A 26,495-nucleotide genomic window follows, 5' to 3' on the forward strand; every position below is an offset into this window, starting at 1 on the left:
CCCCGGAGGTTCGCCATGAAGACCGCGCTCAAGACCCTGTTCAACTTCATCCACGGCAATCCCAAGGGAGAACGGGAATCTGTTGAGAAATTCCTCAACAAGTCAGAGGATTTCCGACTCCTGCTCTCGGCCAACGGCAAAGCTCTGGAGCTCATGTCCGAAATGACCGACGCCGCGCAGTCCGGCCACCCCTCCGGCATCACCCGGGTGCGGGCGTACAGCGTCATGGTCGCATCGAGCGTCCGCCAGATGATCGAGCGCCTGTGCCGCATGGCTCCAGGCAAATACGACGGACTGCGGGACGTCTTCAACGAAATCGTGCAGAACATGGACAGGGCGTTCGCCGGTCCGGACAGAGGCCCCCTCGGCCCGCCGGTGCTGCGTCTGCGCGACGTGCGCGCCTCGGACCTGCCCGAAACCGGCTCAAAGGTGGCCATGCTCGGCGAAATACGGGCCGAACTGGGCGCGGTGGTCCCGCGCGGTTTCGCCATCACGGCCTCGGCCTTCCACCTGTTCATGGAATCCACCGGCCTGGACGACGAGATCAACCGGCTCATCCAGATTCACGACAGTTCCTCACTGGAGGAGCTCAACGACCTGGCGCGAAGCATCCGCAACGCCATTGACCTGGCCCCCATGCCGTCCGAGCTGGAAGAGGCCATGAGCGAGCAATGCGCCAGACTCGGCGACATCCGCTTCGCCGTGCGCTCAAGCGCACTGGGCGAGGACTCGGAGCAGACCGGTTTCGCCGGACAATTCATTTCCAAGCTCGGGGTCAAGCCCGCGCAGGTGAGCGACGCCTACCGCGCGGTCGTCTCCAGCATGTACTCGGCAACGGCCATCACCTATGTCCGCAACCGAGGGTTGCGCGAAGACGAAATGGTCATGGCCGTCGGCTGCATGGAGATGGTCGACGCCGTTGCCGGCGGAGTGATCTACACCCGTCCCCCGGTGGGCGGCGATGAGAACACGCTGATCGTGAACGCGGTGCCCGGCCTGCCCTGCGCCGTGGTGGACGGCAGCTCCCTGGCCGACTCCTGGACCGTGGACCGCGAAACCCGCAAGATCACGGGCCGCGACATAGCCGAAAAGGAGGTCCGTTTCGTCATGACCTCCGGCGGCCAGGTCCGCAAGGAAAAGCTCTACGGCGGCAAGCAACTGGAACCGGCCGTCCCGGATCACGACATCGAACGGCTCGCCGACCTGGCCATGCGCATCGAGAACCACTTCGGCCGTCCGCAGGACATCGAGTGGGCCCGTGACCGCGAGGGACTGCTCATCATCCTGCAATGCCGTCCCCTGACCATGTGCGACGACGCGCCCCAGCCGCCGGTGGAGGACGAGGAAAGCCGCGGCCTGGCCATCCTGACCGGGTGCATCCCGGCCAGCCCCGGCGCGGCTTCGGGCTGCGTGGTCAAGGTGGAGTCCGACGAGGACATGTTCCGCTTCCCGGACGGCGCGGTCCTGTTGGCCCGCAACGCCCGCCCGCAACTGTCCGCCCTGCTGCCCCGCGCCTCCGCCCTGGTGGCCGAATTCGGCAGCTCCGTCGGACACCTGGCCAATGTGGCCAGGGAATACGGCATCCCCGCCCTCATCGGCGCGCCCGGAGCCGTCGAACGTCTTTCCGGCGTGGGCGTGATAACGGTCAACGGCACCAACGGGACCATCTACCTGGGGCGGCGCAAGCGAATGATCGAGCTGGAAGCCCGCCCGGCGGCCGCCGCGCGGACCTCGGATGTGAGCCTGGCACTGCGCCGGGTGCTCAAGTTCATCACCCCGCTCAGCCTGACCGACCCGGAATCCCCGGACTTCCGGCCCGAAGGGTGCCGTTCCATGCACGACATCACCCGATTCTGCCACGAAAAGGCCGTCAGCGAGATGTTCACTCAGGGTAACAGGCCCGTTTCCGGCGCGCGCAGGCTGACCGGCCAGCAGAATATGCAGTACTGGCTGGTGGACATCGGCGGCGGCACGGCGGGCAGCGAGACCGAAGCCTCGGACTCCCGCCAAAGCATCACTGTTGACGCCGTTCGGTCGCGCCCCATGCGCGCCCTGTGGTACGGCATGATGACCGTGCCCTGGGAAGGCCCGCCGCCCGCGCGCATGGACGGATTCATGTCCGTGCTGACCAGCTCGGCCCAAAACCCGGCACTGGCCCCCGGCGCGCGAAACGACATGGGCGAACGCAACTACTTCATCGTGGGCAGCCGCTACTGCAACCTGCAATCGCGGTTCGGCTTCCATTTCTGCACCATCGAGGGATTCGCGGGCGACGATCCCAACTCCAACTACGCCCTGTTCCAGTTCAAGGGAGGCGGGGCGAGCCTGGACCGCCGCAACCTGCGCGCGCGCCTGGTGGCCGAAGTGCTGGAAAAACGCGGCTTCATCGCCGAAATCCGTGACGACGCCCTGTTCGCGCGGCTCGAAGGCGTCAGCCGGCAGGCCGTGGAGCAGGCAATGGCCGTGCTCGGCTATCTGCTCATGCACACCCGGCAGATCGACATGTCCATGGCCGACCCGGCCATGGTCATCCGCTACCGCGACAAGTTCGAGGCGGAAATCGAGGAACTGCTGGAAGGACTGTCCGAGGAACTCAAGGAAGCGGGGTGCGCGGCATGATCTCCACCTCCTACTCCCGTCTCAAGTGGTATCTGGTGCTCATCACCCTGGGCCTCTCCGTGGTGCCGCTTTTCGCGCTGGGCTATGTCATCCACAACGAATTCCGGAAGACCTACGAGGAAAAGCTCACGGACAACCTGCGGCTCATGGTCTCCAACCGGCGAAACGCCATCTCCATGTTCCTCAACGAAAGGGTGGTCCAACTGCAAATGCTGGCGGACATCCACTCCTTTGCCGAGATGTCCAACCAGGCGTATCTGAACAAGGTTTTCGACGCCATCCACGATACGTCCAGCTCCTTTTTCGACATCGGAGTCATCGGCCAGAACGGCAGCCATGAGGCGTACTGCGGCCCGTTCGACCTCATGGAGGTCAACTACCGCGACGAGCCGTGGTTCCATCAGGTCATGCTCAAGGGGCTGTATATCAGCGACGTGTTCATGGGATTCCGCAACTTCCCGCACTTCATCATCGCGGTGAAACGCCAGGAAGGAGGCAGGACCTGGATACTCCGCGCGACCATCGACTCCGAGGTGTTCACCTCGCTGGTGCGCAACGTTCGCACCGGCCAGATGGGCGACGCATACATCATCAACAACAAAAACGTGCTCCAAACGCCGTCACGATTCGGCGGCAGGGCCCTGACCAAGGTCGACCTGCCCATCGGCGATCCCGGCGAAAACGTGGAGATCCAATCCTGGCGCAGGGACGGCGTCCCGGTCATCGCCGGATTCACGCGCCTGCCCAACACCAGTTGGCGGCTGGTCATCATGGAAAATCCCGAAGAGGAACTCTCCCCCCTGCTGCGCACCCGTTCGCTCATCTACGCCCTGTTCGGAAGCTGCGCCCTGATGATCTTCGTCGGAGCCTACCTGACCGTTTCCTCGGTCGTTTCCCGGCTCAAGGCGTCGGACCGCGAACGCGCGGCCATGGACGCGGCGGTCATGCAGTCGAGCAAGATGGCCTCTCTGGGCAAGCTGGCCGCCGGAGTGGCCCACGAAGTCAACAACCCCCTGTCCATCATCCGCGAAAGCGCGGGCTGGATACGGGATATCATAAATGACGGAGAGTTGGGCGACGGCCCGGCCGTGGACGAGCTACAGGAGGCGATCTCGGATATCGACCGCCACGTGGAACGGGCGCGCACCGTGACCCACCGTATGCTCGGCTTCGCCCGGCGCATGGAGCCTCTCCAAGAGGATGTGGACCTGAACATGCTGGCCAACCAGACAGCCTCGTTCCTGGAAAACGAGACGCGGCACCGCAATATCCTGGTGGAGACCGACCTCGACCCGGAACTGCCGCTCATCACCACCGACGCCAACCAGTTGCAACAGGTTATCCTGAACCTGCTCGAAAATGCCATCGACGCCATCGACCAGGACGGCCAGATCACCGTTGTCACCCGGGTGGACGGGGACACCGTCGCCCTCGACATCGCCGACAGCGGGGCCGGAATCTCCAGGGAAAACATGAACAAGGTCTTCGATCCCTTCTTCACCACCAAGCCCACCGGCGAGGGTACCGGATTGGGGCTTTCCATCGTATACAGCACTCTGAGCAAGCTGGGCGGGACCATCAGGGTCAACAGCGACCCCGGACAGGGAACCACGTTCACCATCCGCCTGCCCTTCACCGGACCGCAATTCCCCGGCGGCAAGGAGGAACAATGAACCAGATTCGCGTACTCGTGGTGGACGACGAACCAGACTTCCTGAAGCTCATTCAGCGAAGACTGACCAAGCGCAACGTGCATGTGGACACCGTAACCAACGGCGAGGCGGCCCTGGCCTTTCTCAAGGACAATCCGGTTGACGTGATAATCCTCGACGTGCGGATGCCCGGGCTGTCCGGCATCGACACGCTCAAGGAAATCCGCAAGCGGTTCCGCGACACCGAGGTCATCATGCTCACCGGACACGGCTCCCTGCAATCGGGCATCGAGGGCATCAGCCTCGGCGCATACGACTACATCCTCAAGCCGTTCTCGATCGACAACCTCCTCGGACGCATCCGCGCGGCCCATGAACACGCCAAGCTGCGCATTGAACGCAGGAGTCATCAATGAGCCTGACCAACGCCAGAAAGGTCGTCATGCTCGGCCGATTCGCCTATCCGGCGTCCTGCCTGGCCGTTGGCGGGGCCGCATGGTTTCACGGGCACACAGGGTACACCATAGCCCTGGCCATCGCCCTGCTCATAACCGGCGGCATGTGGATACTGCTCTGGGTCTCGACGCGCTGGCTGAACCAGGCCGAGGCCGAACGGACCGAGATGGGGGACCAGCTCATCCAGTCCCAGCGGATTCTGGCCCTGGGCGAACTGTCCACCGGCATCGCCCACGAGATCAACAATCCCCTGAACATCATCCTCCAGGAGGCCGAGCTCATGCGCTACAACCTCTCAGCGCCCGCATCCCGCGAAGCGCTGGACGAGGTCCGCACCAGCCTGGACGTCATCTACGCCCAGGTCTCCCGCTGCTCGGACATCACCCACAAGCTCCTGGACCTGGCCCGCAAGCGCAAGCCAGTCTCGCAACCGGCGGACATAAACCAGTTGGTCGAGGACATGCTCGAACTGGTGGAACGCGAGACCGTCCCGCGAAAAATCGAGATTCACCGCCGAATGGCCACAACCCTTCCCATGGTGACTTCGGACCCGCCCCTGCTGCGCCAGGTCTTCCTGAATCTGCTCATCAACGCGGTGCAGGCCGTGGACCGGGATGGCGACATCTTCATCACCACATACCGTGACGGGAATCTGGCCTGCTCGGAAATACGAGACAACGGGCCAGGCATTTCCGAAGAGAACCGGAAACGCATCTTCAACCCGTTCTTCACCACCAAGGCTCCGGGCAAGGGCACCGGGCTGGGCCTGTCGGTCAGCCTGCGAATCATCAATGAACTGGGCGGGGACATCCTGGTGTCTTCCCCGCCGGATGGGGGAGCGGCGTTCACCGTGCGCATTCCCATAACGCGATAAAGAGGTGCATCATGACGACCCATAAGGCGAAAATCCTCGTAGTCGATGACGAGGAGCGTTTCCGGAAATCCCTGTGCCGCCTGCTGCGCGCCGAGGGCTACACCGTGGAGCCTGCGGAAAACGGGCACGAGGCCCTGAACAAGCTGGCCACGAACCAGTTCGACGTGGTATTGCTCGACATGAAAATGCCAGGCATGTCCGGCGCGGAGACCTTCAGCGAGATACAGCTTCAGGGATTCGACGTGGAGACCGTCTGCCTGACCGGACACACTTCCATCACCGACGCCATGAAGCTGCTCCACAACGGGGTCTTCGATTATCTGCTCAAGCCCGCTTCCCTGCCGGAAATCGTCGAGACCGTGCAGCGGGCCATGGAGCGCAAGCTTTTGCGGCACGGCGCGATCGGCATGTCGGAACTCATTGGCGGGTCGGCGGACAAGTAGGACGCCGACCCCGAAGACGCCCCCGGAGGCTGTTCATGGACGACTTCGCATATGAAAATCTCGGTATCTGCTACTGGAACGGCACGCTGGGCCCCTTCAACGTGGGCGTGGTGGGAACGGGCCCCATGCTTCAGGTCATGCTGGACATCATCTACAACGAGGCATTCCGCGAATTCCTGCCCGAGATGTGTCTTGCCGCCATCAGCAACGCCCCCCAATCCCATCCGCTGCCCGAGGACTGCGAGACCTGTCCGGTTTATCCCACCTACCGGGAAATGCTCGACGCCCACCCCGAGATCAATCTGGTGGTGGAGATCACCGGCGACAACGAAATCGCCGCCCGGCTCAGGCAGGAGCTGCCGCCGTCCATCTCTCTGATCGACCACCGGGAGCTCATCTTCCTGTGCGGCCTGCACGACATGGCCGTGGTCAAGGGCAACTACATGACCAGCCTGGACCACCAGCGCTCCCTGATCCAGTCCATCATCGACGAAATCCGCGAGGATATCTTCCTCCTGGACAAGAGCGGCAACATCCAGGACGTGAACCGCACCGTCTGGCAGCGGGCCGGTGTGCCGCGCAAGGAGCTGCTCGGCCAGCCATGCTGGATGGCGGCGAGGCTGCGCGACGGCTCGACATTCTGCAACCAGCTCGACCCGGTCTGCCCCTTTCACAAGACCCTGCTCAGCGGCCGCAAGGAAGAGGCCCTGGTCACCAGGGTCAACGGCAGCGGACTGCTCCAATATTACAGGCTCTACGCCTACCCCATCTTCGACATGCGCGGCCAGATGTCCCACATCATGGTCATGCATCGGGATATCACCGAACGCACCCATCGCGAGAAGTTCAAGCAACAGCAGGACAAGTTCGCCATCATCGGCGAGATCTCCACCTATCTGGCCCATGAAATCCGCAATCCGCTCTATGCCGTGGGCGGTTTTGCCAACGCCCTTCTCCGATCGCCCAAGCTGGACACGCAGGAACGGGAAAAGGTCCAGATCATTGTCGAGGAGACCAAGCGACTCGACAAGCTCCTGACCAACATGCTCAATTTCGTGCGCCCGTCCCACGGACGGGGAGGCACCGTCGACATGGTCGCCGTCAGCCGCGATGCGGCCGAACTCATGGATGTGGGCTACGGCCGCCAGGGATACGTCATCAGCGTCGAGGCGGACGATCACCTGCCGTCCGTGGAAGGCGACGCCGATTCCCTTAAGCAGTGCCTCGTGAACATCATCAAGAACTCCATCGAGGCCATGCCCGGCGGCGGCGACGTGGTCATCTCCCTGACCATGGACGGCGGTGACGTGATCGCCCAGATCAGGGATCAGGGCACGGGTATGAGCGAAACCGAGCTGGACCGCGCCTTCAACCCCTTCTATTCCACCAAGGACGAAGGCAACGGCCTGGGCCTGCCCCTGATCAAGAAAATCATTGAGGAGTCCGGGGGCAGCGTGACCCTGGCCAGCCGCCCCGGAGAGGGAACGACCGTCACCCTGCGCCTACAGCCTGCCATGGACGTTGAGCACCCGTCCGAAGCCGAATCAGATCCGAACTAGCCCCACCGTTGATTGAGCCCCCCGCGTTCAGGAACGCGGGGGGCGGGGCCTTTTTCCCGCTCCCCCTACAAACCGGACGCGCCAACCGAACCCCGACCCTTTTCGCAGCCGAAAAACTTGAAGCCCCACGCACGGTGAGTGCGTGGGGCTTGCCCAGCGGGGCTTGCGGATGCCCCTGACGGGAAGAGGAGTGCCCGGATTACTCCGGGGACTTGGGAGTAGGTGTGGTGTGATGGAGGGAAGGGAAAGCGGGGCCGATGTGTTCCGGACCGCCCTCGGCCAGTTCGCGCCTGACCTCCTCGAGGTCGATGATACGCGGGGGGACCAGGGTGAAACCCGAGGCGTCGCACCAGTCGTGACTGGAGGCGAACTCGTTGCCGTATCGGATTTCGTCCAGGATGTAATATCCCTCTTCGCCCATGATGCGGTCCCATTGGTGAACCATGAACTCGAACTTGGAGGGGTCGTACTCGGAGACATCGCTCCACTTCCAGGAAAACTTGCAAACCTCGTTGTCGAAGCCGAGCACGCAGAGATACTTGGCGCGGCTGTCGAGGTACATGCGCCGGCGAATGCGCAACGGATTGGCGATGATGCTCCCATAGTCGAAATCAATGAGCTCGCCATCAACCCTGACCTGGATGCTGCACGCATCGTCGATGCGCATACCCCAGGTGGCCGTCTTGCCCTTCCGCCACCATTCCAGAGCCTTCATGGAATAGACTTCAGGGCCATACTTCTCAATGGAACGTGCCGTCTTCTCGGATACCGGATGCAGGGCCAGGTCGCAGGAGTGACCATGAGCTGTGAAAACTATTTCCATTATCCATACTCCTTTTTGGTGGTCGCGTTTCTTGACTCCCCACTTTGCATAGGGTGTGCCGCACAGTCATTCTGGAATATTTTTTCTTCAACTATCCGATATTACTATTCAATTAATCTTGCTAGATTGCCGGAACAGCCAACTTTGCCAGATTCTGTTCATGCTGGCGTAATATTGCGCGACCGTTGCAAAGGAGTTTGCGCGTTTTCGGCATATAGAAAAGGGCATCTCGCCACAATCCGGAAAGAATATGAAATGGATTCGATAGGCTGCCGTCTAAAGAAGTGCGAAGCGGCCCTGCCGGAGATCGAAGACAACCAGACTCCCGAATGGGCGTAGAGGCGGTCCAACCCCCGTTTTACCGGCCTTGCGGGCCGCCGGGAAAAGGAGGTTGAAAAATAATAACGCTTTCAGATGTCGAAAAGGTACGCGGCGGAGATTACGCGCCTGGGACGGGACGAGTCGCAGGGAACCGGCAGACTGTGCCCCCGCATAAGCGGAAGGGAAACTGCCCCGGCGGCCTGACGGCCGCCGGGGCATGGTAAACGGCTTGGAATCTAGTGTGCGCCGCCAAGGAGCGCGATACAGAGTTGGTCCGCACAGGAAGTGCTTTTCTTCCCGCAGGTGATGCCCTTGAGCTTGGACACCACGTCCTCGACCTTCATGCCCTCGACCAGGGCGGAGATGGCCTTGAGGTTGCCGTCACAACCCCCGGTGAATTCGAGGTCGGTCAAACGGTCATCCACAACCCTGTAGCGGATCAGCTTGGAACAGACCTTCTCGGGCTTGAAGACTTCGAAATCCCCGGCTTCGGGGGCGGTCATGTCGAAAGGGGAAAGCGGGGAGAGTTCGGATAGATTGGTTTTCATGTCTGTGGCAAGGGGTGGTTAAGGTTAATAAAATGGACTTTCCAGTGGACGCTCCGTCGCAAGCCAACGAAAAACCGCTTCCCGCCCGGGGGGCGGTCCACGGTCCAGATCCGGGGCAAAGCCCCGACGCAAATACCTGCTTGGCGACGAGATGCGCAACATACCCCCCGGTGGCATATTGCGCAAGGACAAAAGGGCTTTTCCCTCTTCCCCGCATTCTCCTCAATATATTGCCGAAATTCTGTCCCAAAAACCGTACAGAAAAGGCTCCCGCGTCCATCCCTCAGCATTATTCCGCTTACCCGGCCTCCGCCCATGAACTCCGACAAAACAAGTGAATCAACCTGCCCCCCCTCACCACAAAACGGTTCCACAGTTCAGACGAGGAGAGGGGCACAAGAGCCCTCCCCGCCTATTCCAAACCGTACTTCTTGATCTTGCGATAGAGGGTGGCGATGCCGATGCCGAGCTTGCGGGCGACTCGTTCCTTGGCTGCCTTGGTGGAATCATCGTCGCCAAAGGCCTTCAACGCCTGCTGGATGACGGTACGCTCCATGTTTTCAAGGTTGTAGTCGGCGTACTCGGACTCGTGCCCGCCCGAGCGGACCTTGATTGGCAGTGTCTCGCGGGTGATGACGGCGGGCGAGTCCACGACGTTGGCCACGTACTCGATGGTATTTTGCAGTTCGCGCACGTTTCCCGGCCAGTGATACTCGCTCACCGTGGTCCAGAAGCTCTCCTTGATGGTCAGAATCTCCTTGTCCAACCGCGCCATGCTCTGTTCGAGAAACACCTTGGACAACAGGTGAATGTCGCGCGGCCTCTCGCGCAGGGGCGGGATATGGATGGGGATGACGTTGAGGCGGTAAAACAGATCTTCGCGGAAAGTGCCGCTGTGAACCATCTCCTCAAGATTGCGGTTGGTGGCCGAGACCACGCGCGCATCAATGGACGTGGGCCGGGTCGAGCCCAGGCGGGTGACCTCGCGCTGTTCCAGCGCGCGCAGGAGCTTGGCCTGGAGATGCAGCGGCATGTCGCCGATCTCGTCGAGAAACAGGGTGCCGCCGTTGGCCTGTTCGAAACGGCCCATCTTGCCCTTGGGGTTGGCCCCGGTAAAGGCGCCGCCCACATAGCCGAACAGCTCGCTTTCGAGCAGGGTTTCGGGGATGGCTCCGCAGTTTATGGCGACAAAAGGCCCCTCGCGGCGACCGCCCTCCTCGTTGAGGGCGCGGGCCACGAGTTCCTTGCCTGTGCCCGACTCGCCGGTGACCAGCACGGTTGAACTCGAATCCGCGAATCTGGACACCTGCTCCTTGAGGGTGGCGATGACCTCCGAAGTCCCGAGGATGGCGTCAAGGCCAAGCCGTTCATGAGAGGAAGCCAGACGGAGGGCGTTGTCATGCATGAGCTGGGCATCGCGGAACATGAACATGCTTGAGCTTTCACCGTGCTGAAGGCTGTATTCGTTCCCGGCCACATAATGCGAACGGCCCAGAAGGCTAACCGTATATTCCGAATATTGTAAAAGCCGGTTTTCGCCGCGCGACAGGTTCACGGCGATGGACTCCTGCTCTTCCACCGGGAAATCGAGAATTTGCTGGGCGGCGCGGTTGGAACGGACGATGCGCCCGTCCCGTGAGAGCAGCAGCACGCCCTCATCCACCTTGTCCACAACGGTTTCAAGCAGCTCTCCCAACGCCCTGCTCCGGGCCAATTCCATGGATTCGACCACCTTGGAGGCGAGAATGTCGGCCATCTGGGTCAGAAAGTCGAAAAAGACTTCGAAATTGTCCTTGATATGGTCCTTCTGCTCCTCGGTGAAGCAGACGAATCCGATGACCCCGACCACAGCCTCTTTATATATGATGGGCGTGCTCATCTCGAAGGTCTCGTCGCAGCACCGCCAGTTCGGGCATCCGGCGCAGAACTCGGAAAAGCCCGGCTCTTGGATGACCAACGGCCGTCCGGTCTTGAGGACCTGACGGTACACTCCGCTGGCCGAGGACATCTGCTTGCCCACAAGTCCGGCGAACCGGCCTGTCCCCGCCACGCGGTAGAGGCTGCCGTCCACTATCTCCACATCCACCCGGAGCACCCGGGAAATAACCGCCGCATACTTGGACGCGGCCCCGCTGATGTCCCACAGGGTTTCGGGAACATATTCCGTATTCAATTCCACGCCGCGCTCCTCCGGCCAACCGCCGCCTTTTTCGTATCAAAACGATACCGCCACGAAGTTCCGCCCGTCCGGGCCGATGCATAACTGTCCCGCATCGCGACGCTTTAGACACGCTGTCCTGACAAACGGACAGTATTATCAAAATGAAAACATCTATGACATAAACGTAAATCAAAAGAGGCTCAAGAAATAACTTCAAACGCATGCATGACAAAATAGCAATCTATTACACTTTTAACATCTTGTTTTATATGGTTTTTTTATAAATACCAAAAAGGGCAAAAAAAAACATGAGGAGGGCCGCAACACTGGCACAGTATCTGCTTTTAAGGGGCATCACTTTAACCAAGCACGCTATGCAAACACAAAAAACAACTCCATTCGTCGACCTGGCAGGCGCCGTTGAACGTGTCGCCTTCAGACTGAACCATATCCTGGAACGGGTTTGCGCCCTCCTGGTAGCCGCCATGATCGGCGTGGTCTGGTTCGGGATTCTCGAACGCTACGCCCTGGCCATGGGAGCCACCTGGACCGAGGAAATGGCCCGTTATCTCATGATCTGGGCCGCGCTCCTGGCCGTGCCCTGCTGCGCCTACCGGCGTGAGCACATCGGCCTGGATCTGGTCTTCTCACGCCTCCCGCTGAACTGGCAGCTCCCGGCGCGCATGGTCCTCGACCTGCTCGGCCTGGCCTTCTTCCTGTTCCTCGCGTGGTACGGCGTGACCATGGCCGGACAGGGTGCGCACCAGTTCGCCACCATTTTCGGCATAACCATGCTTGTGCCCTTCACCTCCGTGCCGGTCGCCGCAGGCCTCACGGCCTTCCAGATCGTCGCGGTCATGATCCGCGACGCCGCCCGGATCGATCCCCTCTTCACCAGAAAGGAGGCTTCCTAATGCTTACCGTAGCCATCGTCTTCTTCGGTCTGCTGCTCATCGGCGTCCCCATCGGCTTCGTTCTGGGCATCGCGGGCGTTATCGGCCTCGTCCAGGTGGGCGGAGACAACTTCCTGGTCATGGCCCCCAAGCGGTTCTTCGAGGGGCTCAACCTGTTCACCTTCATGGCCATGCCCTTCTTCATCCTCGCGGGTGAAATCATGAACCGTGTGGGCATGACCCAGCGCATCGCCAACCTGGCCGACGCCTTGGTCGGCTACATGCGCGGCGGGCTCGCGCACTCCAACATGCTCGCCTCCGTGCTCTTCGCGGGCATGACCGGCGCGGCCGTGTCGGACACCGCGGCCTTCGGCAACACCCTGGTCCCGGCCATGGTCAAGCAGGGCTACTCCCGGCCGTTCGCCTGCGCCGTGACCGCCGCCGGATCGATCATCGGTCCCACCATCCCCCCGTCCAACCTTATGGTCATCTACGGCTCGCTGGCAGGCGTCTCCATCGCCGGACTGTTCGCCGCGGGCATCCTGCCCGGCCTGCTCATCTGCCTGGTGTGCATGACGCTCATCGTGGCCCTGGGCCGCAAGCTCGGCCTGCCCAAAAAGGAAGGCAGCCCGTCCCTGCGGGAGATTCTCTACGCCTTCAGAGGCAGCATCCTCGCCCTCATCATGCCCGCCATCATCCTCGGCGGCATCCTCGGCGGCGTGGTCACTCCCACTGAAGCAGCGGCCATCGCGGTGTTCTACGCCCTGTTCGTGGGGGTGTGCATCCACCGCACCCTGACCTTCAACGACATCGTGTCGATGCTCATCCGCACGGCCCGGATCACCGGCGTGGTCTTCCTCATCATCGCCTCGGCCTCAATTCTGAGCTGGTGGATGACCTTCATGCAGATTCCGCAGCAGATCGCGGACGCCTTCCTGTCCCTGTCCACCACTCCATGGATGATAAAAGCCATGATCCTGGTCATGCTGCTGGCCATCGGCATGTTCATGGACATCAACGCGGCGCTCATCATTCTGACCCCCATGCTCGGCACCCTGACCCAGGCCATCGGCATGAACCCCGTGCACGCGGGCGTGATGATCGTCCTGACCCTGAACATCTCGCTCATGACCCCGCCCGTTGGGGCCTGCATATTCGTACTCTCCTCGGTCACGGGCGAGCGCATCGAGCGTATCAGCGCCTCCCTGTGGCCGTTCATACTCGTGGAGGTGAGCATACTCATCATCACCACCTTCTGGACCGACCTGGCCATGTTTTTCCCAAACCTTCTGCTCGACATGTAGCGGAACAAACCATGAGAGGAACCTATGAGAATCGGTAAGAAACTGACTGTGTTGATCGCCGCGGCGGCATTGTTGCTGTGCTCGGCCCAGGGCGTCCTGGCCGCCAAAGTCATCAAGATGCACCACCTGAACAAGAACGGCGCTTTCGACAACCCGTCCGGCGCGGCCGCCGTGGTCTTCAAGAACCTGGTGGAATCCGGCACCAACGGCGAAGTCAAAGTCCAGATCTTCCCCAGCGGCCAGCTCGGCAAGGACGCCGAAGTGGTCCAGCAGGTCAAGGCCGGCATCATCCAGCTCGGCGTGCACTCCGTGGGCGCGGTGGGCAGCGTCTACCCCATGATCTCCGTGCTCGACGTGCCCTTCGCCTTCCCCAACCACGCCGTTGCCTACGAGGTGTTCGACGGCCCCTTCGGCAAGAAGCTGGGTGACGACATCACCGCCAAGACCGGCCTGAAGTGCCTCGGCTTCTCCGACTCCGGCGGTTTCTTCCAGTTCTCCAACTCCAAGCGCCCGATCAAGACCCTCGAAGACATGAAGGGTCTCAAGATCCGCACCATGGGCCTGGATACCCACAAGATGCTCGTCTCCAGCCTGGGCGGCCAGCCCGTGTCCATCGCCTGGTCCGAGGTCTACACCTCCCTCCAGACCGGCGTTGCCGACGGCCAGATGAACCCGGTGCCCATCGTCGAGTTCGCCAAGCTGTACGAAGTCCAGAAGTACCTGACCATTTCCAACCACCTTTTCGCGCCCCACGTCTGGCTCATGAACGAGGCGTTCTACGCCTCCCTCACCCCGGCCGAAAAAGTGGTCGTGGAAAGCGCCGCCAAGACCGCCATTGTTGTCTCCCGCGGCGTTGCCAACGCCATCGAGGCGTCCGATCGCGGCCTGCCCTTCCTGTCCTCCAAGATGGAGGTCTACACCCTGCCCGAGGCCGAGAAGGAGCGTTTCCGCGCTGCTTCCCAGCCTGCGGTCAAAAAGTACCTCGAAGAGGCCTTCGGTGAAGAGGGCAAGGAAATGCTGAACGAGTTCCTGAAAGCCATCGCAGAGGCGTCCAAATAATCCTTCCACAAGCCTGAACGGCCGGGCGGCGGGGATGTCCCGCCGCCCGGCCGCATCAACCCCGCACGCAAAGACATGAACATGACAAAACGGCCCGACCACGTCACAGGTATGCGCTGCACCCTCTGCGGCAAGACCTACCTCCCCGAAGAGACCGGCTACGTCTGCCCCGACCACGGCAACGAAGGCATCCTGGACATCGAATACGATTACGACGCCATCGGGCGACGAATTTCCCCCGAAAGCCTCGCCGAGGACAAGACCTGCACGCAGTGGCGCTACCGCGCGCTCCTGCCGGTCCTGCCCGAAACCCCGGCCCCGGCCGCCGCCGTTGGCTGGACCCCCCTCTACGAAGGCCGCCGCCTGGCGGATTCCCTGGGCCTCGACTCGCTGTACGTCAAGGACGACTCCCGCCAGCCCACCGGCTCCCTCAAGGACCGGGCCAGCTCGCTCGCCGTGATGAAGGCCCGCGAGGCCGGGGCCTCCATGATAACCACCGCATCCACCGGCAACGCGGCCGCCGCCCTGGCGGGCATGTGCGCCGCCGACGGAATGCCGTGCACCATCTTCGTGCCCCGCTCGGCCCCCCGGGCCAAGGTGGCCCAGCTCCTGGCCTATGGCGCACGGGTCTTCCTGGTGGACGGCACCTACGACGACGCCTTCGAACTCTGCCTCTCCGCCGCCGCCGAATTCGGCTGGTACAACCGCAATACCGGCTTCAACCCCTACATGGCGGAAGGCAAGAAGACCGCAGCCTACGAAATCTGCGAACAGTTGAACTGGCAGTGCCCGGACGCCGTGTTCGTGGGCGTGGGCGACGGATGCATCATCTCCGGCCTGCACAAGGGCTTTCTCGACATGCACCGCCTCGGTTGGATCGACCGCCTTCCCCGGCTCATGGGCGTCCAGGCCGAAGGCAGCGACTTTCTGTTCCAGTGCTGGGAGCGGGGAGCCGATCCGGCAACTTTTCCGGCCATCCGGGCCAATACCGTGGCCGACTCCATCTCGGCGGGCCTGCCCCGCGACCGGGTGAAGGCCATGAAAAGCGTGACCGGCACGGGCGGGGCGTTCCTGCGCGTGTCCGACGACGCCATCCTCTCGGCCATCCCCGAACTGGCCAAAAGCACCGGCGTCTTCGCCGAACCCGCAGGGGCCGCGCCCCTGGCCGGTCTGCACGCCGCCCTGGACCAGGGATTGGTGGAACGCGACTCGACCTGCGTGCTCCTCGTCACCGGCTCCGGCCTCAAGGACGTGGACTCGACCATCAAGGCGTGCGGCCCGGGACCGGCGGTCATCGCGCCGACTCTGGAAGCTCTCGAAGCAGCAATGAAAAACCAAGAATATTAACCGATAAAGGAAAGACAACCATGCTTGACCTGACCATCAACCAGCAGGGCCTGGAAAGCGCCGTGGCCTGCGCTCGCGAAAAGAATATCGTCATCCCCACCCTGGAGCAGATGTGCCACCCCGAGCGGATTCCGGCCTCCATCAAGGAGAAGCTCGGCTCCCTCGGCCTGTGGGACCTCGACCCGCTCAACCTCTTCCGCATCACCTGGAAGAACGAGCCTGCGGCCAGCGGAGGCGAATACGGCGGCGTCAACCACATCGAGCTGCCCTCGTCCCTGACCGGCGTGCCCGCGCGCATCGTCCTGCTGGTGGGCAAGTGGTTCCCCACCGGAGCCCACAAGGTCGGCGCGGCCTTCGGCTGCCTGGCCCCCCGTCTGGTCACCGGCCAGTTCGACCCGCGCAAGCAGAAGGCCGTCTGGCCTTCCACGGGCAACTACTGCCGCGGCGGCGCCTATGACTCCAACCTGCTCGGCTGCGAGTCCATCGCCATCCTGCCCGAAGGCATGAGCCAGGAACGGTTCGACTGGCTGTCCAAGGTGGCGGGCGAGACCATCAAGACCCCGGGTTCCGAGTCCAACGTCAAGGAAATCTTCGACAAGTGCTGGGAACTGCGCAACTCCGGCGATGACATCATGATCTTCAACCAGTTCGACGACATGGGCAACTACCTGTGGCACTACACCGTCACCGGCCGGGCCATGGCCGAACTGGTCGAAAGCCTGACCGACGACGCCGACAAGCGGTTCCGGGGCGTGGTCCTGTCCACCGGCTCCGGCGGCACTCTGGCCAGCGGCGACTACCTCAAGCAGCAATTCCCCCACCTCAAGGTGGCCGCCTGCGAGGCACTTCAGTGCCCCACTCTGCTCAACAACGGCTTCGGCGCGCACCGCATCGAGGGCATCGGCGACAAGCACGTGCCCTGGGTTCACAACGTGCGCAACACCGACATGGCCATCGCCGTGGACGACGAAGTCCCCATGGACCTCATCCGCCTGTTCAACGAGCCCGCTGGCATCGAAGCCCTCAAGGCGCAGGGCGTCCCGGCCGAGATCGCCGAGAACCTGAACCTGCTCGGCATCTCCTCGGTGGCCAACATGATCTCCGCCGTGAAGTTCGCCAAATACTACGAACTGGGCGAGGACGACGTGGTCTTGACCGTGGCCACGGACTCCATGGAGATGTACCAGAGCCGCCTGGCCGAGCTGACCGCCGAACGCGGCGAATACGACGCCGACGACGCCGCCTACTCCCGCGGAGTGCTGGCCTCCACCACCATCGACAACATGCTGGAGCTGGGCTACTACGACAAAAAGCGCATCCACAACCTCAAGTACTACACCTGGATCGAACAGCAGGGCATGGCCTTCGAAGACATCCAGGCCCAGTGGTACGACGAGCATTACTGGGAAAACATCCAGAAGCTCGCCCCCGAAGTGGACAAGCTCATCAACGAATTCAACGCCCGGACCGGCCTGCTCGAAGGCTAGGGGGAGGCGACCATGTCCAACAAGGAAAAATACGGCAACCTGAGCGTTGCGCTGTGCCAGGAGCTGGTCTCCCTGCCCAGCGTCTCCGGCGAGGAGGGCGACGTCGCCAAGGCCCTGGCCGCCGCCATGGAGGCCAACGGCTTCCACCGCGTCACGATTGACCGCTACGGCAACGTCATCGGCCGCATCAAGGGCGACAAGCCCGGCCCGTGCATCCTCTTCGACGGCCACATGGATGTGGTTCCCGTGCCCGATCCGTCCGCCTGGACCCAGTCCCCCTTCGGCGGCGACATCGTGGACGGCAAGGTCTACGGACGCGGCACCTCCGACATGAAGGGCGCCCTGTCCGCCATGGTCGGGGCCGCGGCGTGGTTCGCCAAGGAAACCAGGGGCAAGTTCGCGGGTGAAATCTGCGTGGCGGGCGTGGTCCACGAGGAGCTCTTCGAGGGCATCGCCGCCCGCGAAATCTCCGCCGAGGTCAAGCCCGACTTCGTCATCATCGGCGAGGCGTCCGAGCTGAACCTCAAGATCGGGCAAAGGGGCCGCGCCGAGATAGTGGTCGAGACCATGGGCGTCCCGGCCCACTCGGCCAATCCCGACAAGGGCGTCAACGCGGTCCACCTGATGACCGACCTCATCCGCGAGATCGACGGGATCGAGGACCCCGAGCAGCCCGTGCTCGGCAAGGGCATCTGCGTGCTCACGGACATCAAGTCCACACCCTACCCAGGCTCGTCCGTGGTGCCCAGCGGCTGCCGGGCCACCTACGACCGCAGGCTTCTGGTGGGCGAGACCCCGGAATCGGTCCTGGCCCCGTTCAACGAGGCCATCAGCCGGCTCTCCGAGGCCAACCCGGACTTCAAGGCCAAGGTCTACTTCGCCAAGGGCAAGGAGCAATGCTACACCGGCGTGCACATCCAGGGCGAACGGTTCTTCCCCGGCTGGCTCTATGACGCCGACGCCCCCTTCGTGGCCGCCACCCTGGCCGGTCTGGAAGAGGCCGGACTCGCTCCCGGGCTGTCCCATTACTCCTTCTGCACCAACGGCAGCCACTACGCGGGCGAGGCGGGAATCCGCACACTGGGCTACGGCCCCTCCCGCGAAAACCTGGCCCACACCATCGACGAGCACATCGAGGTGGACCAACTGCACAAGGTGACCGTGGGCTACAAGGCCATCATCGAAGCCCTGCTCCGGTGCGAGTAAGCCCCCGGCCGACCGCAACCATACGGGAACAACCATGAGCATACGCATAAACAACGCCCGCATCATCGACGGCTCCGGCAAGCCGTCGGTGCCGGGCGGCGTCCGCGTCGAGAACGGCCTCATCACCCATGTAGGGACGGACCTGCCCGAGGCGGACGAAACCATCGACGCCAAGGGCCGCGTGGTCTGCCCCGGCTTCATCGACACCCACTCCCATTCGGACCTGGTGGTCATGGAGGACCCCTTCATCCTGCCCAAGATCCGACAGGGCGTGACCACTGAAATACTCGGACAGGACGGCGTCTCCATGGCCCCCCTGCCGCACCGGCATATCCAGGCGTGGCGCAAGAACCTCGGCGGCCTCGAAGGCGAGTCCGACACTCTTGACTGGGGATGGCAGACTACCGGCGGCTACCTCGATCGTCTCGAACAAGGCGGCGTAGGGACCAACGTCTGCTATCTCGTTCCGCACGGCAACGTGCGCATGGAGGCCATGGGGCTGGACGACCGCAAGGCCGGACCAAACGAACTGCGCCTGCTCCAGGCCGTGCTCCGCCGCGAGCTGGAAGCCGGAGCCTTCGGCCTGTCCACCGGGCTCATCTACCCGCCCTGCACCTATGCGGACAAAGCCGAGATGGAGGCCCTCTGCTCCGTTGCCGCCGAGTTCGGCCGTCCGCTGGTCATCCACCAGCGCAGCGAGGCCGACACCATCCTGGAGTCCATGGCCGAAGTGCTGGACATCGCCCGGAGCACCGGGGTCCACGTCCACTTCTCCCACTTCAAGATCTGCGGCAAGAACAACGCGGACAAGTTCGAACGCGTCCTCGGACTGCTCGACCGGGCCGCCGACGAGGGGCTGAAGGTCACCATCGACCAGTATCCCTATGTGGCCGGGTCCACCATGCTCGGGGCCATCCTTCCCCCATGGGCCCATGCCGGGGGCACGGACAGGCTCCTGGAACGGCTGACCGACGAAACGGCCCGCGCCAGAATGCTCCGCGACATCCGCCAGGGCATCAACGGCTGGGACAACTTCGTGGCCTTCGCGGGCGTGGACGGCATCTTCGTCACCAGCGTACGCACCGAAGCCAACCGCGACGCCATCGGCAAGACCCTGGTGGAGCTGGGCGAGATGCGCGGCAAACCGCCCCTCGAAGCGGCCCTCGATCTCCTGCTCCAGGAGGAAAACGCGGTGGGCATGGTCGACTTCTACGGCCTTGAGGAACACGTCAAGGCATTCATGGCCCGCCCGGAAATGAACGTCTGCACCGACGGTCTCCTCGGCGGCACGCCCCACCCGCGCACCTACGGGGCATTCCCCAGGGTGCTCGGCAAGTACGTGCGCGAGGAAAAGGTCATGTCTCTCGAAGCCGCTGTCCGCAAAATGAGCGGCAAGCCCGCCGAAACCTTCGGCATCGACCGGCGCGGGCTGCTCAAGCCCGGCCATCACGCCGACGTCGTCCTTTTCGATCCGGACACAGTGCGCGACCAGGGCACCTACACCGACCCGCGCAAGCACCCGACCGGCATCGACCTTGTCATGATAAACGGCGTCATCGTCCACGGCGACGGCGCTACAAAAAATCCGACTCCTCCCGGCAAGGTCCTCAGGCCGGGCGAATAGCGCCTCCCAAAACCGGGGAAAGGGAAAGAAAAAACCTTGCGACAAGGGTGATTCTCTCCCTCTCTCCGGGCTTTCCCTCTATTTCCACAAACTTTTTCTCGCCGCTTCGTATGACGCGAACGAACGCCTTCGGCCGTGAATCCTTTTTCCGGGAGCTTATCGATAACGCGCGTCGCGGATACGGGGCGTTACGCCACGCAGTCGGCGGCCACGGTTTCGGGACGGGAGAGATCGCAGAAGCGCGCGCGGTCCTCGTCGCTGCCGATGAACGCGACGAGGTCCCCGGCTTCTAGGACGTAGGCGGCATCCGGATTGGTCTTGAGCACCCCCCCGCGCACCACGCCCACCACGGACGCGCCCGAGGCCTTCCTGATATTGCTTTCGCCGATGGATTTCCCGACCAGGGCACTGGACGAAGACAGCTTGACCCATTGCAGGTCGAACTGTTGCTCCGCACCCCGAAACTGGATCAGTTCGCGATATTCGTCGCTGGTATCGGCGAGCACGGAATAAAATTCCTGGCGGATGCGATCCGTGTGCCGCTGGATTTCCACAGGCGACTTGCGCAGGCGCAAAAGGGACTGGCGGGACATCTCCAGGCTCGCTTCCAACTCCGGAAGCACGGCCTCGTCGGCTCCGAGCTCCTTCATGTCGTGAAGATGCTCGCGGTTGGTGGACCGGGCGATGATGTCCAGGTCGGGATTTTCACTCTTGGCGTTCTGAATGATGGCCCGCGTGGTCACGAGGTCGGGCACGGTGACGATGAGCTGGGCCGCGCTGCGCAGTCCGGCTGCTTCGAGGACAATCTCCTGGCTGGCGTCGCCGTACACGGCCGGAATGCCGGCTTTCTTGGCCTGCTCAAAACGGCGGTGGTCCAGCTCAACAACCACGTGGGTAAGCCCGAACCGCTTGAGAATCTGGGCGATCTGCAATCCCACCCGGCCCGCTCCGAGGATGACGACGTGTCCGTTCAATCCTTCCTTGGGCATGTTGGTGTACTCAAGTTCCTCGTGGGAAAACCACCGTTTGCGCAGGGCGTAGAGCCGTGCGGTCTGGCCGGAAACGATCGGCGTCAGGACCATGGAGATGATGGTCACGGTGAGAATCAATGCATAGAGGTCCTGGTCGATGGAGCCGGTGGCCACCCCCAGACGGGCCAGAACAAAGGAGAACTCGCCGACCTGAAAGAGACCCAGGCCCACGGCCAGCGGGACCACGTTGCGGTAGCGGAAGACCCGCGCGAGAATGGCGAAGATGATCCCCTTGCCCACACAGATCACGAGCAGCAGCCAGAAAACCTGGCGAAAATTGTCGACCAGGAACATGGGGTCGAAGAGCATTCCCACCGAGGAAAAGAAGAGCAGCCCGAAGATATCGCGCAACGGGATGATGTCGCTCAACGCCTGGTGGCCGAAATCCGATTCGCTCAGCACCATGCCCGCCACGAACGCCCCGAAGGCGAAAGACAGCCCGGCCAGATAGGTCACGTAGCCTACGCCCAAGCCGATGGCCGCGATAGCCAACAGGAACAGCTCGCGCGAACCGAGCCGGGCGATGTGGGCCATGAGCCACGGCAGCAGCCTTGTGCCGAGAACGATCATGGCCGCGATGAACAACCCGGCCTTGAGAGCCGCGAAGCCGAGCTTGGGCAGCCCCACCACCGGGTCGTTGAGCTCGGGCAGGATGACCATCATGGGCACGACGGCGAGGTCCTGGACGATGAGCATTCCGATCATGACCTTGGAGGACAGGGTCCCCAGCCATCCCTGGTTCATGAGAGTCTTGAGCAGGACCATGGTGCTGGAGAAGGAAGCCAGCGCGCCGAGCCACAGGGACGCCTTCCAGTCGAGCCCCATATACTGCCCCGCCGCGACCCCCAACGCTATGGTCAATAGCATTTGTAGTGGCGTGCCTATCAGGGCCACCAGCTTGACCGGCTTCAGGTCCTTGAAGGAAAATTCGAGCCCGAGGGCGAAAAGCAGCAGGGCGATACCGATCTCGGCCAGCAGCTCGATCTCGTGCACTCCGGCCACGGTCAGTCCGCCGGTGTGCGGACCGAGCAGCACACCGGCCAGAATGTAGCCGAGAATGATCGGCTGCCCTATCCGCTGGGCCACCAGCCCGCAGAAAAAGGCAAAGACAATAATGAGGATGATGTCCGTGGCCAAGCCCATCTCAGGTCCTTCCAGCGTGTATTCCGATTATGCGCTTCCGGGCCGCGGCCCGGCGTCCTCTACCCCGTGCATACAATAAAGGGTATCTTGTCGGGAATCCAGACGAAAAGAAGGCTTGCACGTTAAAGTGTGCAAGCCTTCTTTTTTATTACCTTTCATTCCCCAAAACCGCCGGAGGCCGCTTATGGCGACCCGGCGGACGGAGGGCTTCCCCCGCATGGGGAGCGAACGCGGCCCGGAGGCCGGATCACTTTAGCACTTGGAAGGAGCGAGCGCGGGCTCGGCGTCCGGGTCGAAGACCACGTCGCCATCTTCGGTGACCTGCGGGTTGAGTTCTTCCATGAAGTCCTGAGTCATTCCGGGAACCTTGAGCATGTCCTCGGCGGACTTGAAGGCACCGTTGGCCTTGCGGTAGTCGACAATGGCCTTGGCCAGTTCTTCCGGAACGTCGATGTCCTCAATGGCCATGAGGTCTTCGACCGAGGCGGTATTGAAGCTGACGATGCCGTCCTGGGCAAAGGCCGTGCCCGCGAAGACCATGCACATGGCTGCCAGGCAAAGGGTAATGATGAGCTTTTTCATGTTCCTGTCCTTTAAGTGGTTGCTGGAGCGGGCGGAGCAGCCCGAAGCCGGACCGCCCCGCCCATGGGGTTTGGTACTCTAGCCAGCCTTGATCCGGAAGGTGGTGTTGTCCGGAGGCGTGACCTTGATCTCTTTGGGAGCCTTGAGCTGCGGCACGTAGTCGTACGGCACGCGCATGGCCCGGTAGACCAGGTTGTAGTTTCCGTTCTTGGTGTAGTACGGGCTGATGTATTCCCAGACGATCTCGTGGTCCGGGGTAACTTCCTGGAACTGTCCGACCGCGCCGTTGGTAATCATCGTGTTGCCGTTGGGCAGACGCTGAGCCGAGGACACGTAGTCGGAGTAGAACTGGTACTTGTTGCGCATTCCCATCTGCTTGGCCGAGTGCTCCCAGACCACCTTGAGGGTGCGCGGGTCGAACTCGATGACGCGGGAGTAGTCGCGGCGGGCATCGGACCAACCCAGGGGCGCCCCCGGATTGCGCTTGCCGTAACCGGCGTAGCCACCGTTGTCATAGACCAGAATGTTGCCTTCGCCCGGCAGCCCCTTGGGGATCATGTGGGTGTGGTGCTGACCGATGATCTGTCCGAGCTTGGACAGGGCGCGCTTGTATTTCTTGCCGCCGAACTCCCACATGGAGTCGCGGTAGAACTCGGGACCGACCTGCCAGACGACCTTTCCGGTCTTCTTCTCGATGATGAAGCTGGTGTTGGTCTGACGGCAGGAAATGATGACGTTCTCCGGATTGAAGACCGCGTACTTCTCCTTGTCCTCGTCCCACCACTTGTTGGGACCGAGGTAGGAAGCCGCGTTGACGTGGATCCAGTCGCCGCCCTTCCGGCCCGGGGTACGGGTCATGGAGTAGGTCGGGTACTTGTACATGGTCTTCTTGAAGTCCAGCGGGAACTCCATCTCGTCGAAGTGCTCGGAGGCGAGCCATTCCCAGATCACGTTGCCCTGGGCGTCCAGCTCGACAATGTAATCGTCGTAGAGTTCCTTGTCCGAGATGTACTGGTTGTGCGTGAACTTGTGGGACAAGATCAGCATCTTGCCCTTGTAGTTGTCAAGCGGCATTCCCGGGACATGGTAACCTACCGGGTTGCCCTCGAACTGGTAATCATGGTGCATACCGGCTCTGGGCACGGAACGGACGACCTTGCCGTTCCAATCCAGGACCACCAGATCGGTGGAAGAGGGATCGTCCCAGACGCGGCCCTTCTTGTCGGGCGAAGGACGCCTGGTACCGGCCAGGTAGCCGCCCTTGAGCAGCTTGGGCGGATGCTCGGCCTGGCAGATGTCGTTCCACTGGCGAACAACGTTACCGTTCATGTCGACGAGGACAGTGCCTTCGGATTCGACCTCGGTGCCGAACACGGTGTAGCCGTTGAAGCACTTCTCGGGCTTGTAGATGGTCGTCCCGTGAGGGAAGACCGAGGGGAAGGACAGGGCCTTCACCGGATTTATCAGCGCCGCTGCGGCTGCCACGGCCGCTCCGGTGATAAATTCACGTCTTTTCATCATATCTCCTTTGTCGCGTTCTTGTCGCGACCAGAGCTTGTTCTCTTTATTCCCGCTGGGCGGTTGCGCCCGAAAGCGGAAGGGGAAGAGGCCGGGGTGTCGCACCCGGCCGTTATTCTGTCAACTTAATAGGCGACCATGGCAGCGTCGTCACCACCGTCGTCCTCGGCCTCGGCCGGGGCGGCAGCCTTGGCCGGAGCGGCCTTGACTGCGGCGGCGGGAGCGGAGCAGCCCGCGCCCGCATGGTAATCGCGGAAGAAGCGCGGAGCGTCGTCACCGGCGATGTAGCCCTTGGGGGTCAGGGTCTTGCCGTAAAACGCCGGGTAATCCTCGCCGTAGCGATAGGAACGGTGCACCATGTTGGACATGGCGTCGATGTGGGCGCTGAACGGGAACGCATCTTTATTGTTGACCACAGCCTTGGTCTTGCCGGCGAAGATCGGGCTGATGAACTCCCAAACAACCTCGCCCTCGGGGGTGACCTCAAAGAGATGGCCGCCATGGGTGGAGGTAATCAGGGTGTTGCCGTTCTTCAGACGCTGCACGGCGCCCTGGCGATGGGAGTTGAAGCTGTTGGTGTGACGGGTGGCGAATTCCCAAACGACCTTGCCGGTCTTGGGATCGACTTCCACGGCGCGGGACCGGCGGTCCTGAGGACGCTCGGAACCGTTGTCGAAGAGCAGGATATGGCCGTTCTTCAGCGGGGTGGCGCAGTGGTTGCCGAACATCTTCTGGGAACCGTCATCCCAGTAGCCGGGCTTCTTGGCATTGGGGTCCCAAGCGGAAGGGTTGCCCCAGCGGTATTCCATCTCGCCGGTCTTGTGGTTGATGAAGTAGAACTCGGAAAGGTTGCGCGAGTTCAGCACCACGGTATCGGTTTCAGGAATGTAGTTGACAGTGTTGAAGTGAGACCAGTCGTAGGTGGCGTACAGCGTGCCCATGGGCATGGGCAGGGTGTAGTTGATGTCGAACTGCTTCGGGCCGGTGCCGATGTGGTCGGTAATGTGCCATTCCCACACGGTCTTGCCTTCACGGTTGACCTCGCGGACGAAGTCGACCCAGAAACGGTCATGCGGAATGCCCTTGGAAACCACCGGCTTGGCGGGAATCGTCAGGGGATTGCGTCCCAACTTGCGGGCCTCGTCGTTGGTCAGGGTTTCCCAACCAAGGATCATGGTGTTGCCGTTGGGCATGCGGCAGAAGGTGTGATGCTGAATCTCCTTGTTGGGAGTGAACATCTTGTATTCCCAAACCTTCTTGCCGTTCCAATCGAATTCTTCGAGGATACCGCCGGCACCGCCGATGGCGCAATAACCCAGTTCCTTCTTCTTGGGAATGACTCCGGCGCGCAGCAGGTGGCCGTTGGGCAGCAGCACAGAGTGAAGGCCTGCGGCGTACTCGCTCTTCCAGGTGTGGACGATGTTGCCGCGCATATCGATAAGATAGGTAGTCTTGCTGCCCACCGTGGGGTCGAACAGCGTATATCCCTGATAGGCCTTGGCCTGGTCGTAGTACAACACACCGGTGGGACCGGTGATGGCTTCATAGGCATATGCCCCGGAACTCAGGACGATCAGGGAGATCCCGAGCAACAGAGCCATGTGCCAGCGATGTAGTTTAAGCACTCTTTCCTCCTTACCTGTTACAAATACATTTGTTGCCAACACGGAACGTCTGCGCGGAGCAATGCCTTCCGGCTCCATCCGAATCACTCTCTCGGAACAACGGAACTTTCGGTGTCCACGCTCAACGCACACAGACAACCAAGTTTCATGCCAACTATTTCACAATGTTTTTACTCAATAATTCCAAGTGGTTGTTTTTTTAAAACTGTTACACGGCCCC

At 62.0% G+C, this 26,495-nt stretch carries 21 protein-coding genes; 14 read left to right on the top strand and 7 right to left on the bottom strand.

The window, feature by feature from the left end:
* Window positions 1-15 precede the first annotated feature (15 nt).
* Genes LF599_RS14000 through LF599_RS14025 form a run of 6 tightly spaced genes read left to right on the top strand, consistent with a single transcriptional unit; the run spans window position 16 to window position 7,603 of the window.
* Window positions 16-2,619 carry a PEP/pyruvate-binding domain-containing protein gene (locus LF599_RS14000; RefSeq protein ID WP_279521205.1) on the top strand — a complete coding sequence of 868 codons (2,604 nt, stop codon included), beginning with the start codon at window positions 16-18 and terminating at the stop codon, window positions 2,617-2,619.
* Complete coding sequence (locus LF599_RS14005; RefSeq protein ID WP_279523103.1) at window positions 2,616-4,292, top strand: sensor histidine kinase; 1,677 nt, start codon at window positions 2,616-2,618, stop codon at window positions 4,290-4,292. The genes LF599_RS14000 and LF599_RS14005 overlap by 4 nt, the downstream gene beginning before the upstream one ends.
* Entirely contained in the window at window positions 4,289-4,687 is a 399-nt protein-coding gene (locus LF599_RS14010; protein ID WP_269943562.1) for a sigma-54-dependent transcriptional regulator, read from the top strand. The genes LF599_RS14005 and LF599_RS14010 overlap by 4 nt, the downstream gene beginning before the upstream one ends.
* Window positions 4,684-5,601: a sensor histidine kinase gene (locus LF599_RS14015; protein ID WP_279521206.1), complete on the top strand. Its 918-nt coding sequence runs from the start codon at window positions 4,684-4,686 to the stop codon at window positions 5,599-5,601. The genes LF599_RS14010 and LF599_RS14015 overlap by 4 nt, the downstream gene beginning before the upstream one ends.
* Window positions 5,602-5,612: 11 nt before the next feature.
* Entirely contained in the window at window positions 5,613-6,044 is a 432-nt protein-coding gene (locus LF599_RS14020) for a sigma-54-dependent transcriptional regulator (protein ID WP_269943559.1), read from the top strand.
* A gap of 35 nt (window positions 6,045-6,079) precedes the next feature.
* Window positions 6,080-7,603: a two-component system sensor histidine kinase NtrB gene (locus tag LF599_RS14025; protein WP_279521207.1), complete on the top strand. Its 1,524-nt coding sequence runs from the start codon at window positions 6,080-6,082 to the stop codon at window positions 7,601-7,603.
* A gap of 199 nt (window positions 7,604-7,802) precedes the next feature.
* Here LF599_RS14025 and LF599_RS14030 read toward each other — a convergent pair whose 3' ends face one another.
* Window positions 7,803-8,426: a hypothetical protein gene (locus tag LF599_RS14030; RefSeq protein ID WP_279521208.1), complete on the bottom strand. Its 624-nt coding sequence runs from the start codon at window positions 8,424-8,426 to the stop codon at window positions 7,803-7,805.
* Here LF599_RS14030 and LF599_RS14035 point away from each other — a divergent pair.
* Window positions 8,403-8,765 carry a hypothetical protein gene (locus tag LF599_RS14035; protein ID WP_279521209.1) on the top strand — a complete coding sequence of 121 codons (363 nt, stop codon included), beginning with the start codon at window positions 8,403-8,405 and terminating at the stop codon, window positions 8,763-8,765. The two genes, LF599_RS14030 and LF599_RS14035, sit on opposite strands and share 24 nt — an antisense overlap.
* 218 nt (window positions 8,766-8,983) lie before the next feature.
* Here the strand turns inward: LF599_RS14035 and LF599_RS14040 are convergent, their stop codons facing one another.
* Complete coding sequence (locus LF599_RS14040) at window positions 8,984-9,295, bottom strand: TIGR03905 family TSCPD domain-containing protein (RefSeq protein ID WP_279521210.1); 312 nt, start codon at window positions 9,293-9,295, stop codon at window positions 8,984-8,986.
* A gap of 412 nt (window positions 9,296-9,707) precedes the next feature.
* Window positions 9,708-11,474, bottom strand: a complete 1,767-nt coding sequence (locus LF599_RS14045; protein WP_269943553.1) for a sigma 54-interacting transcriptional regulator — start codon at window positions 11,472-11,474, stop codon at window positions 9,708-9,710.
* A gap of 356 nt (window positions 11,475-11,830) precedes the next feature.
* On the opposite strand from LF599_RS14045, the gene LF599_RS14050 reads away from it, so the two are divergent.
* From LF599_RS14050 to LF599_RS14080, 7 genes are all read left to right on the top strand, one after another.
* Window positions 11,831-12,370 carry a TRAP transporter small permease gene (locus LF599_RS14050; RefSeq protein ID WP_279521211.1) on the top strand — a complete coding sequence of 180 codons (540 nt, stop codon included), beginning with the start codon at window positions 11,831-11,833 and terminating at the stop codon, window positions 12,368-12,370.
* Window positions 12,370-13,653: a TRAP transporter large permease gene (locus tag LF599_RS14055; protein ID WP_279521212.1), complete on the top strand. Its 1,284-nt coding sequence runs from the start codon at window positions 12,370-12,372 to the stop codon at window positions 13,651-13,653. The genes LF599_RS14050 and LF599_RS14055 overlap by 1 nt, the downstream gene beginning before the upstream one ends.
* A 24-nt stretch (window positions 13,654-13,677) precedes the next feature.
* Complete coding sequence (locus LF599_RS14060; RefSeq protein ID WP_279521213.1) at window positions 13,678-14,712, top strand: TRAP transporter substrate-binding protein; 1,035 nt, start codon at window positions 13,678-13,680, stop codon at window positions 14,710-14,712.
* Window positions 14,713-14,793: 81 nt separating this feature from the next.
* Window positions 14,794-16,059 (top strand): threonine synthase, encoded by a 1,266-nt coding sequence (gene thrC / locus LF599_RS14065; RefSeq protein ID WP_279521214.1) that lies wholly within the window; start codon window positions 14,794-14,796, stop codon window positions 16,057-16,059.
* A 20-nt stretch (window positions 16,060-16,079) separates the two neighbouring features.
* Window positions 16,080-17,546, top strand: a complete 1,467-nt coding sequence (locus LF599_RS14070) for a pyridoxal-phosphate dependent enzyme (RefSeq protein ID WP_279521215.1) — start codon at window positions 16,080-16,082, stop codon at window positions 17,544-17,546.
* A gap of 12 nt (window positions 17,547-17,558) precedes the next feature.
* Window positions 17,559-18,752 (top strand): YgeY family selenium metabolism-linked hydrolase, encoded by a 1,194-nt coding sequence (locus LF599_RS14075; protein WP_279521216.1) that lies wholly within the window; start codon window positions 17,559-17,561, stop codon window positions 18,750-18,752.
* A gap of 34 nt (window positions 18,753-18,786) precedes the next feature.
* Window positions 18,787-20,376, top strand: coding sequence for an N-acyl-D-amino-acid deacylase family protein (locus LF599_RS14080; protein ID WP_279521217.1), 1,590 nt, complete (start codon window positions 18,787-18,789; stop codon window positions 20,374-20,376).
* A gap of 188 nt (window positions 20,377-20,564) precedes the next feature.
* On the opposite strand, the gene LF599_RS14085 is transcribed toward LF599_RS14080, so the two are convergent.
* The 4 genes from LF599_RS14085 to LF599_RS14100 all read right to left on the bottom strand — a co-directional run bounded on the left by LF599_RS14085 (window position 20,565) and on the right by LF599_RS14100 (window position 26,275).
* The gene (locus LF599_RS14085; RefSeq protein WP_279521218.1) at window positions 20,565-22,550 is read right to left on the bottom strand and encodes a cation:proton antiporter domain-containing protein; all 1,986 of its coding nucleotides are present in this window, start codon (window positions 22,548-22,550) and stop codon (window positions 20,565-20,567) included.
* A 252-nt stretch (window positions 22,551-22,802) separates the two neighbouring features.
* Entirely contained in the window at window positions 22,803-23,132 is a 330-nt protein-coding gene (locus LF599_RS14090) for a ComEA family DNA-binding protein (RefSeq protein ID WP_269943539.1), read from the bottom strand.
* 78 nt (window positions 23,133-23,210) lie between these two features.
* The gene (locus tag LF599_RS14095; protein ID WP_279521219.1) at window positions 23,211-24,650 is read right to left on the bottom strand and encodes an aryl-sulfate sulfotransferase; all 1,440 of its coding nucleotides are present in this window, start codon (window positions 24,648-24,650) and stop codon (window positions 23,211-23,213) included.
* A 125-nt stretch (window positions 24,651-24,775) separates the two neighbouring features.
* Window positions 24,776-26,275, bottom strand: a complete 1,500-nt coding sequence (locus tag LF599_RS14100) for an aryl-sulfate sulfotransferase (protein WP_269943536.1) — start codon at window positions 26,273-26,275, stop codon at window positions 24,776-24,778.
* Window positions 26,276-26,495 lie beyond the last annotated feature (220 nt).

Origin of the sequence: Pseudodesulfovibrio thermohalotolerans, from assembly GCF_021353295.2 — a bacterium.
In the GTDB taxonomy this organism is placed as follows: domain Bacteria; phylum Desulfobacterota; class Desulfovibrionia; order Desulfovibrionales; family Desulfovibrionaceae; genus Pseudodesulfovibrio; species Pseudodesulfovibrio thermohalotolerans.

Excerpts from the sequence above, each read along its gene's own strand:
- LF599_RS14000 (WP_279521205.1), top strand. The coding sequence starts at position 16 with ATGAAGACCGCGCTCAAGACCCTGTTCAACTTCATCCACGGCAATCCC.
- LF599_RS14005 (WP_279523103.1), top strand. The coding sequence starts at position 2,616 with ATGATCTCCACCTCCTACTCCCGTCTCAAGTGGTATCTGGTGCTCATC.
- LF599_RS14010 (WP_269943562.1), top strand. The coding sequence starts at position 4,289 with ATGAACCAGATTCGCGTACTCGTGGTGGACGACGAACCAGACTTCCTG.
- LF599_RS14015 (WP_279521206.1), top strand. The coding sequence starts at position 4,684 with ATGAGCCTGACCAACGCCAGAAAGGTCGTCATGCTCGGCCGATTCGCC.
- LF599_RS14020 (WP_269943559.1), top strand. The coding sequence starts at position 5,613 with ATGACGACCCATAAGGCGAAAATCCTCGTAGTCGATGACGAGGAGCGT.
- LF599_RS14025 (WP_279521207.1), top strand. The coding sequence starts at position 6,080 with ATGGACGACTTCGCATATGAAAATCTCGGTATCTGCTACTGGAACGGC.
- LF599_RS14035 (WP_279521209.1), top strand. The coding sequence starts at position 8,403 with ATGAGCTGTGAAAACTATTTCCATTATCCATACTCCTTTTTGGTGGTC.
- LF599_RS14030 (WP_279521208.1), bottom strand. The coding sequence starts at position 8,426 with ATGGAAATAGTTTTCACAGCTCATGGTCACTCCTGCGACCTGGCCCTG.
- LF599_RS14040 (WP_279521210.1), bottom strand. The coding sequence starts at position 9,295 with ATGAAAACCAATCTATCCGAACTCTCCCCGCTTTCCCCTTTCGACATG.
- LF599_RS14050 (WP_279521211.1), top strand. The coding sequence starts at position 11,831 with ATGCAAACACAAAAAACAACTCCATTCGTCGACCTGGCAGGCGCCGTT.
- LF599_RS14055 (WP_279521212.1), top strand. The coding sequence starts at position 12,370 with ATGCTTACCGTAGCCATCGTCTTCTTCGGTCTGCTGCTCATCGGCGTC.
- LF599_RS14060 (WP_279521213.1), top strand. The coding sequence starts at position 13,678 with ATGAGAATCGGTAAGAAACTGACTGTGTTGATCGCCGCGGCGGCATTG.
- thrC (WP_279521214.1), top strand. The coding sequence starts at position 14,794 with ATGACAAAACGGCCCGACCACGTCACAGGTATGCGCTGCACCCTCTGC.
- LF599_RS14070 (WP_279521215.1), top strand. The coding sequence starts at position 16,080 with ATGCTTGACCTGACCATCAACCAGCAGGGCCTGGAAAGCGCCGTGGCC.
- LF599_RS14075 (WP_279521216.1), top strand. The coding sequence starts at position 17,559 with ATGTCCAACAAGGAAAAATACGGCAACCTGAGCGTTGCGCTGTGCCAG.
- LF599_RS14080 (WP_279521217.1), top strand. The coding sequence starts at position 18,787 with ATGAGCATACGCATAAACAACGCCCGCATCATCGACGGCTCCGGCAAG.
- LF599_RS14085 (WP_279521218.1), bottom strand. The coding sequence starts at position 22,550 with ATGGGCTTGGCCACGGACATCATCCTCATTATTGTCTTTGCCTTTTTC.
- LF599_RS14090 (WP_269943539.1), bottom strand. The coding sequence starts at position 23,132 with ATGAAAAAGCTCATCATTACCCTTTGCCTGGCAGCCATGTGCATGGTC.
- LF599_RS14095 (WP_279521219.1), bottom strand. The coding sequence starts at position 24,650 with ATGAAAAGACGTGAATTTATCACCGGAGCGGCCGTGGCAGCCGCAGCG.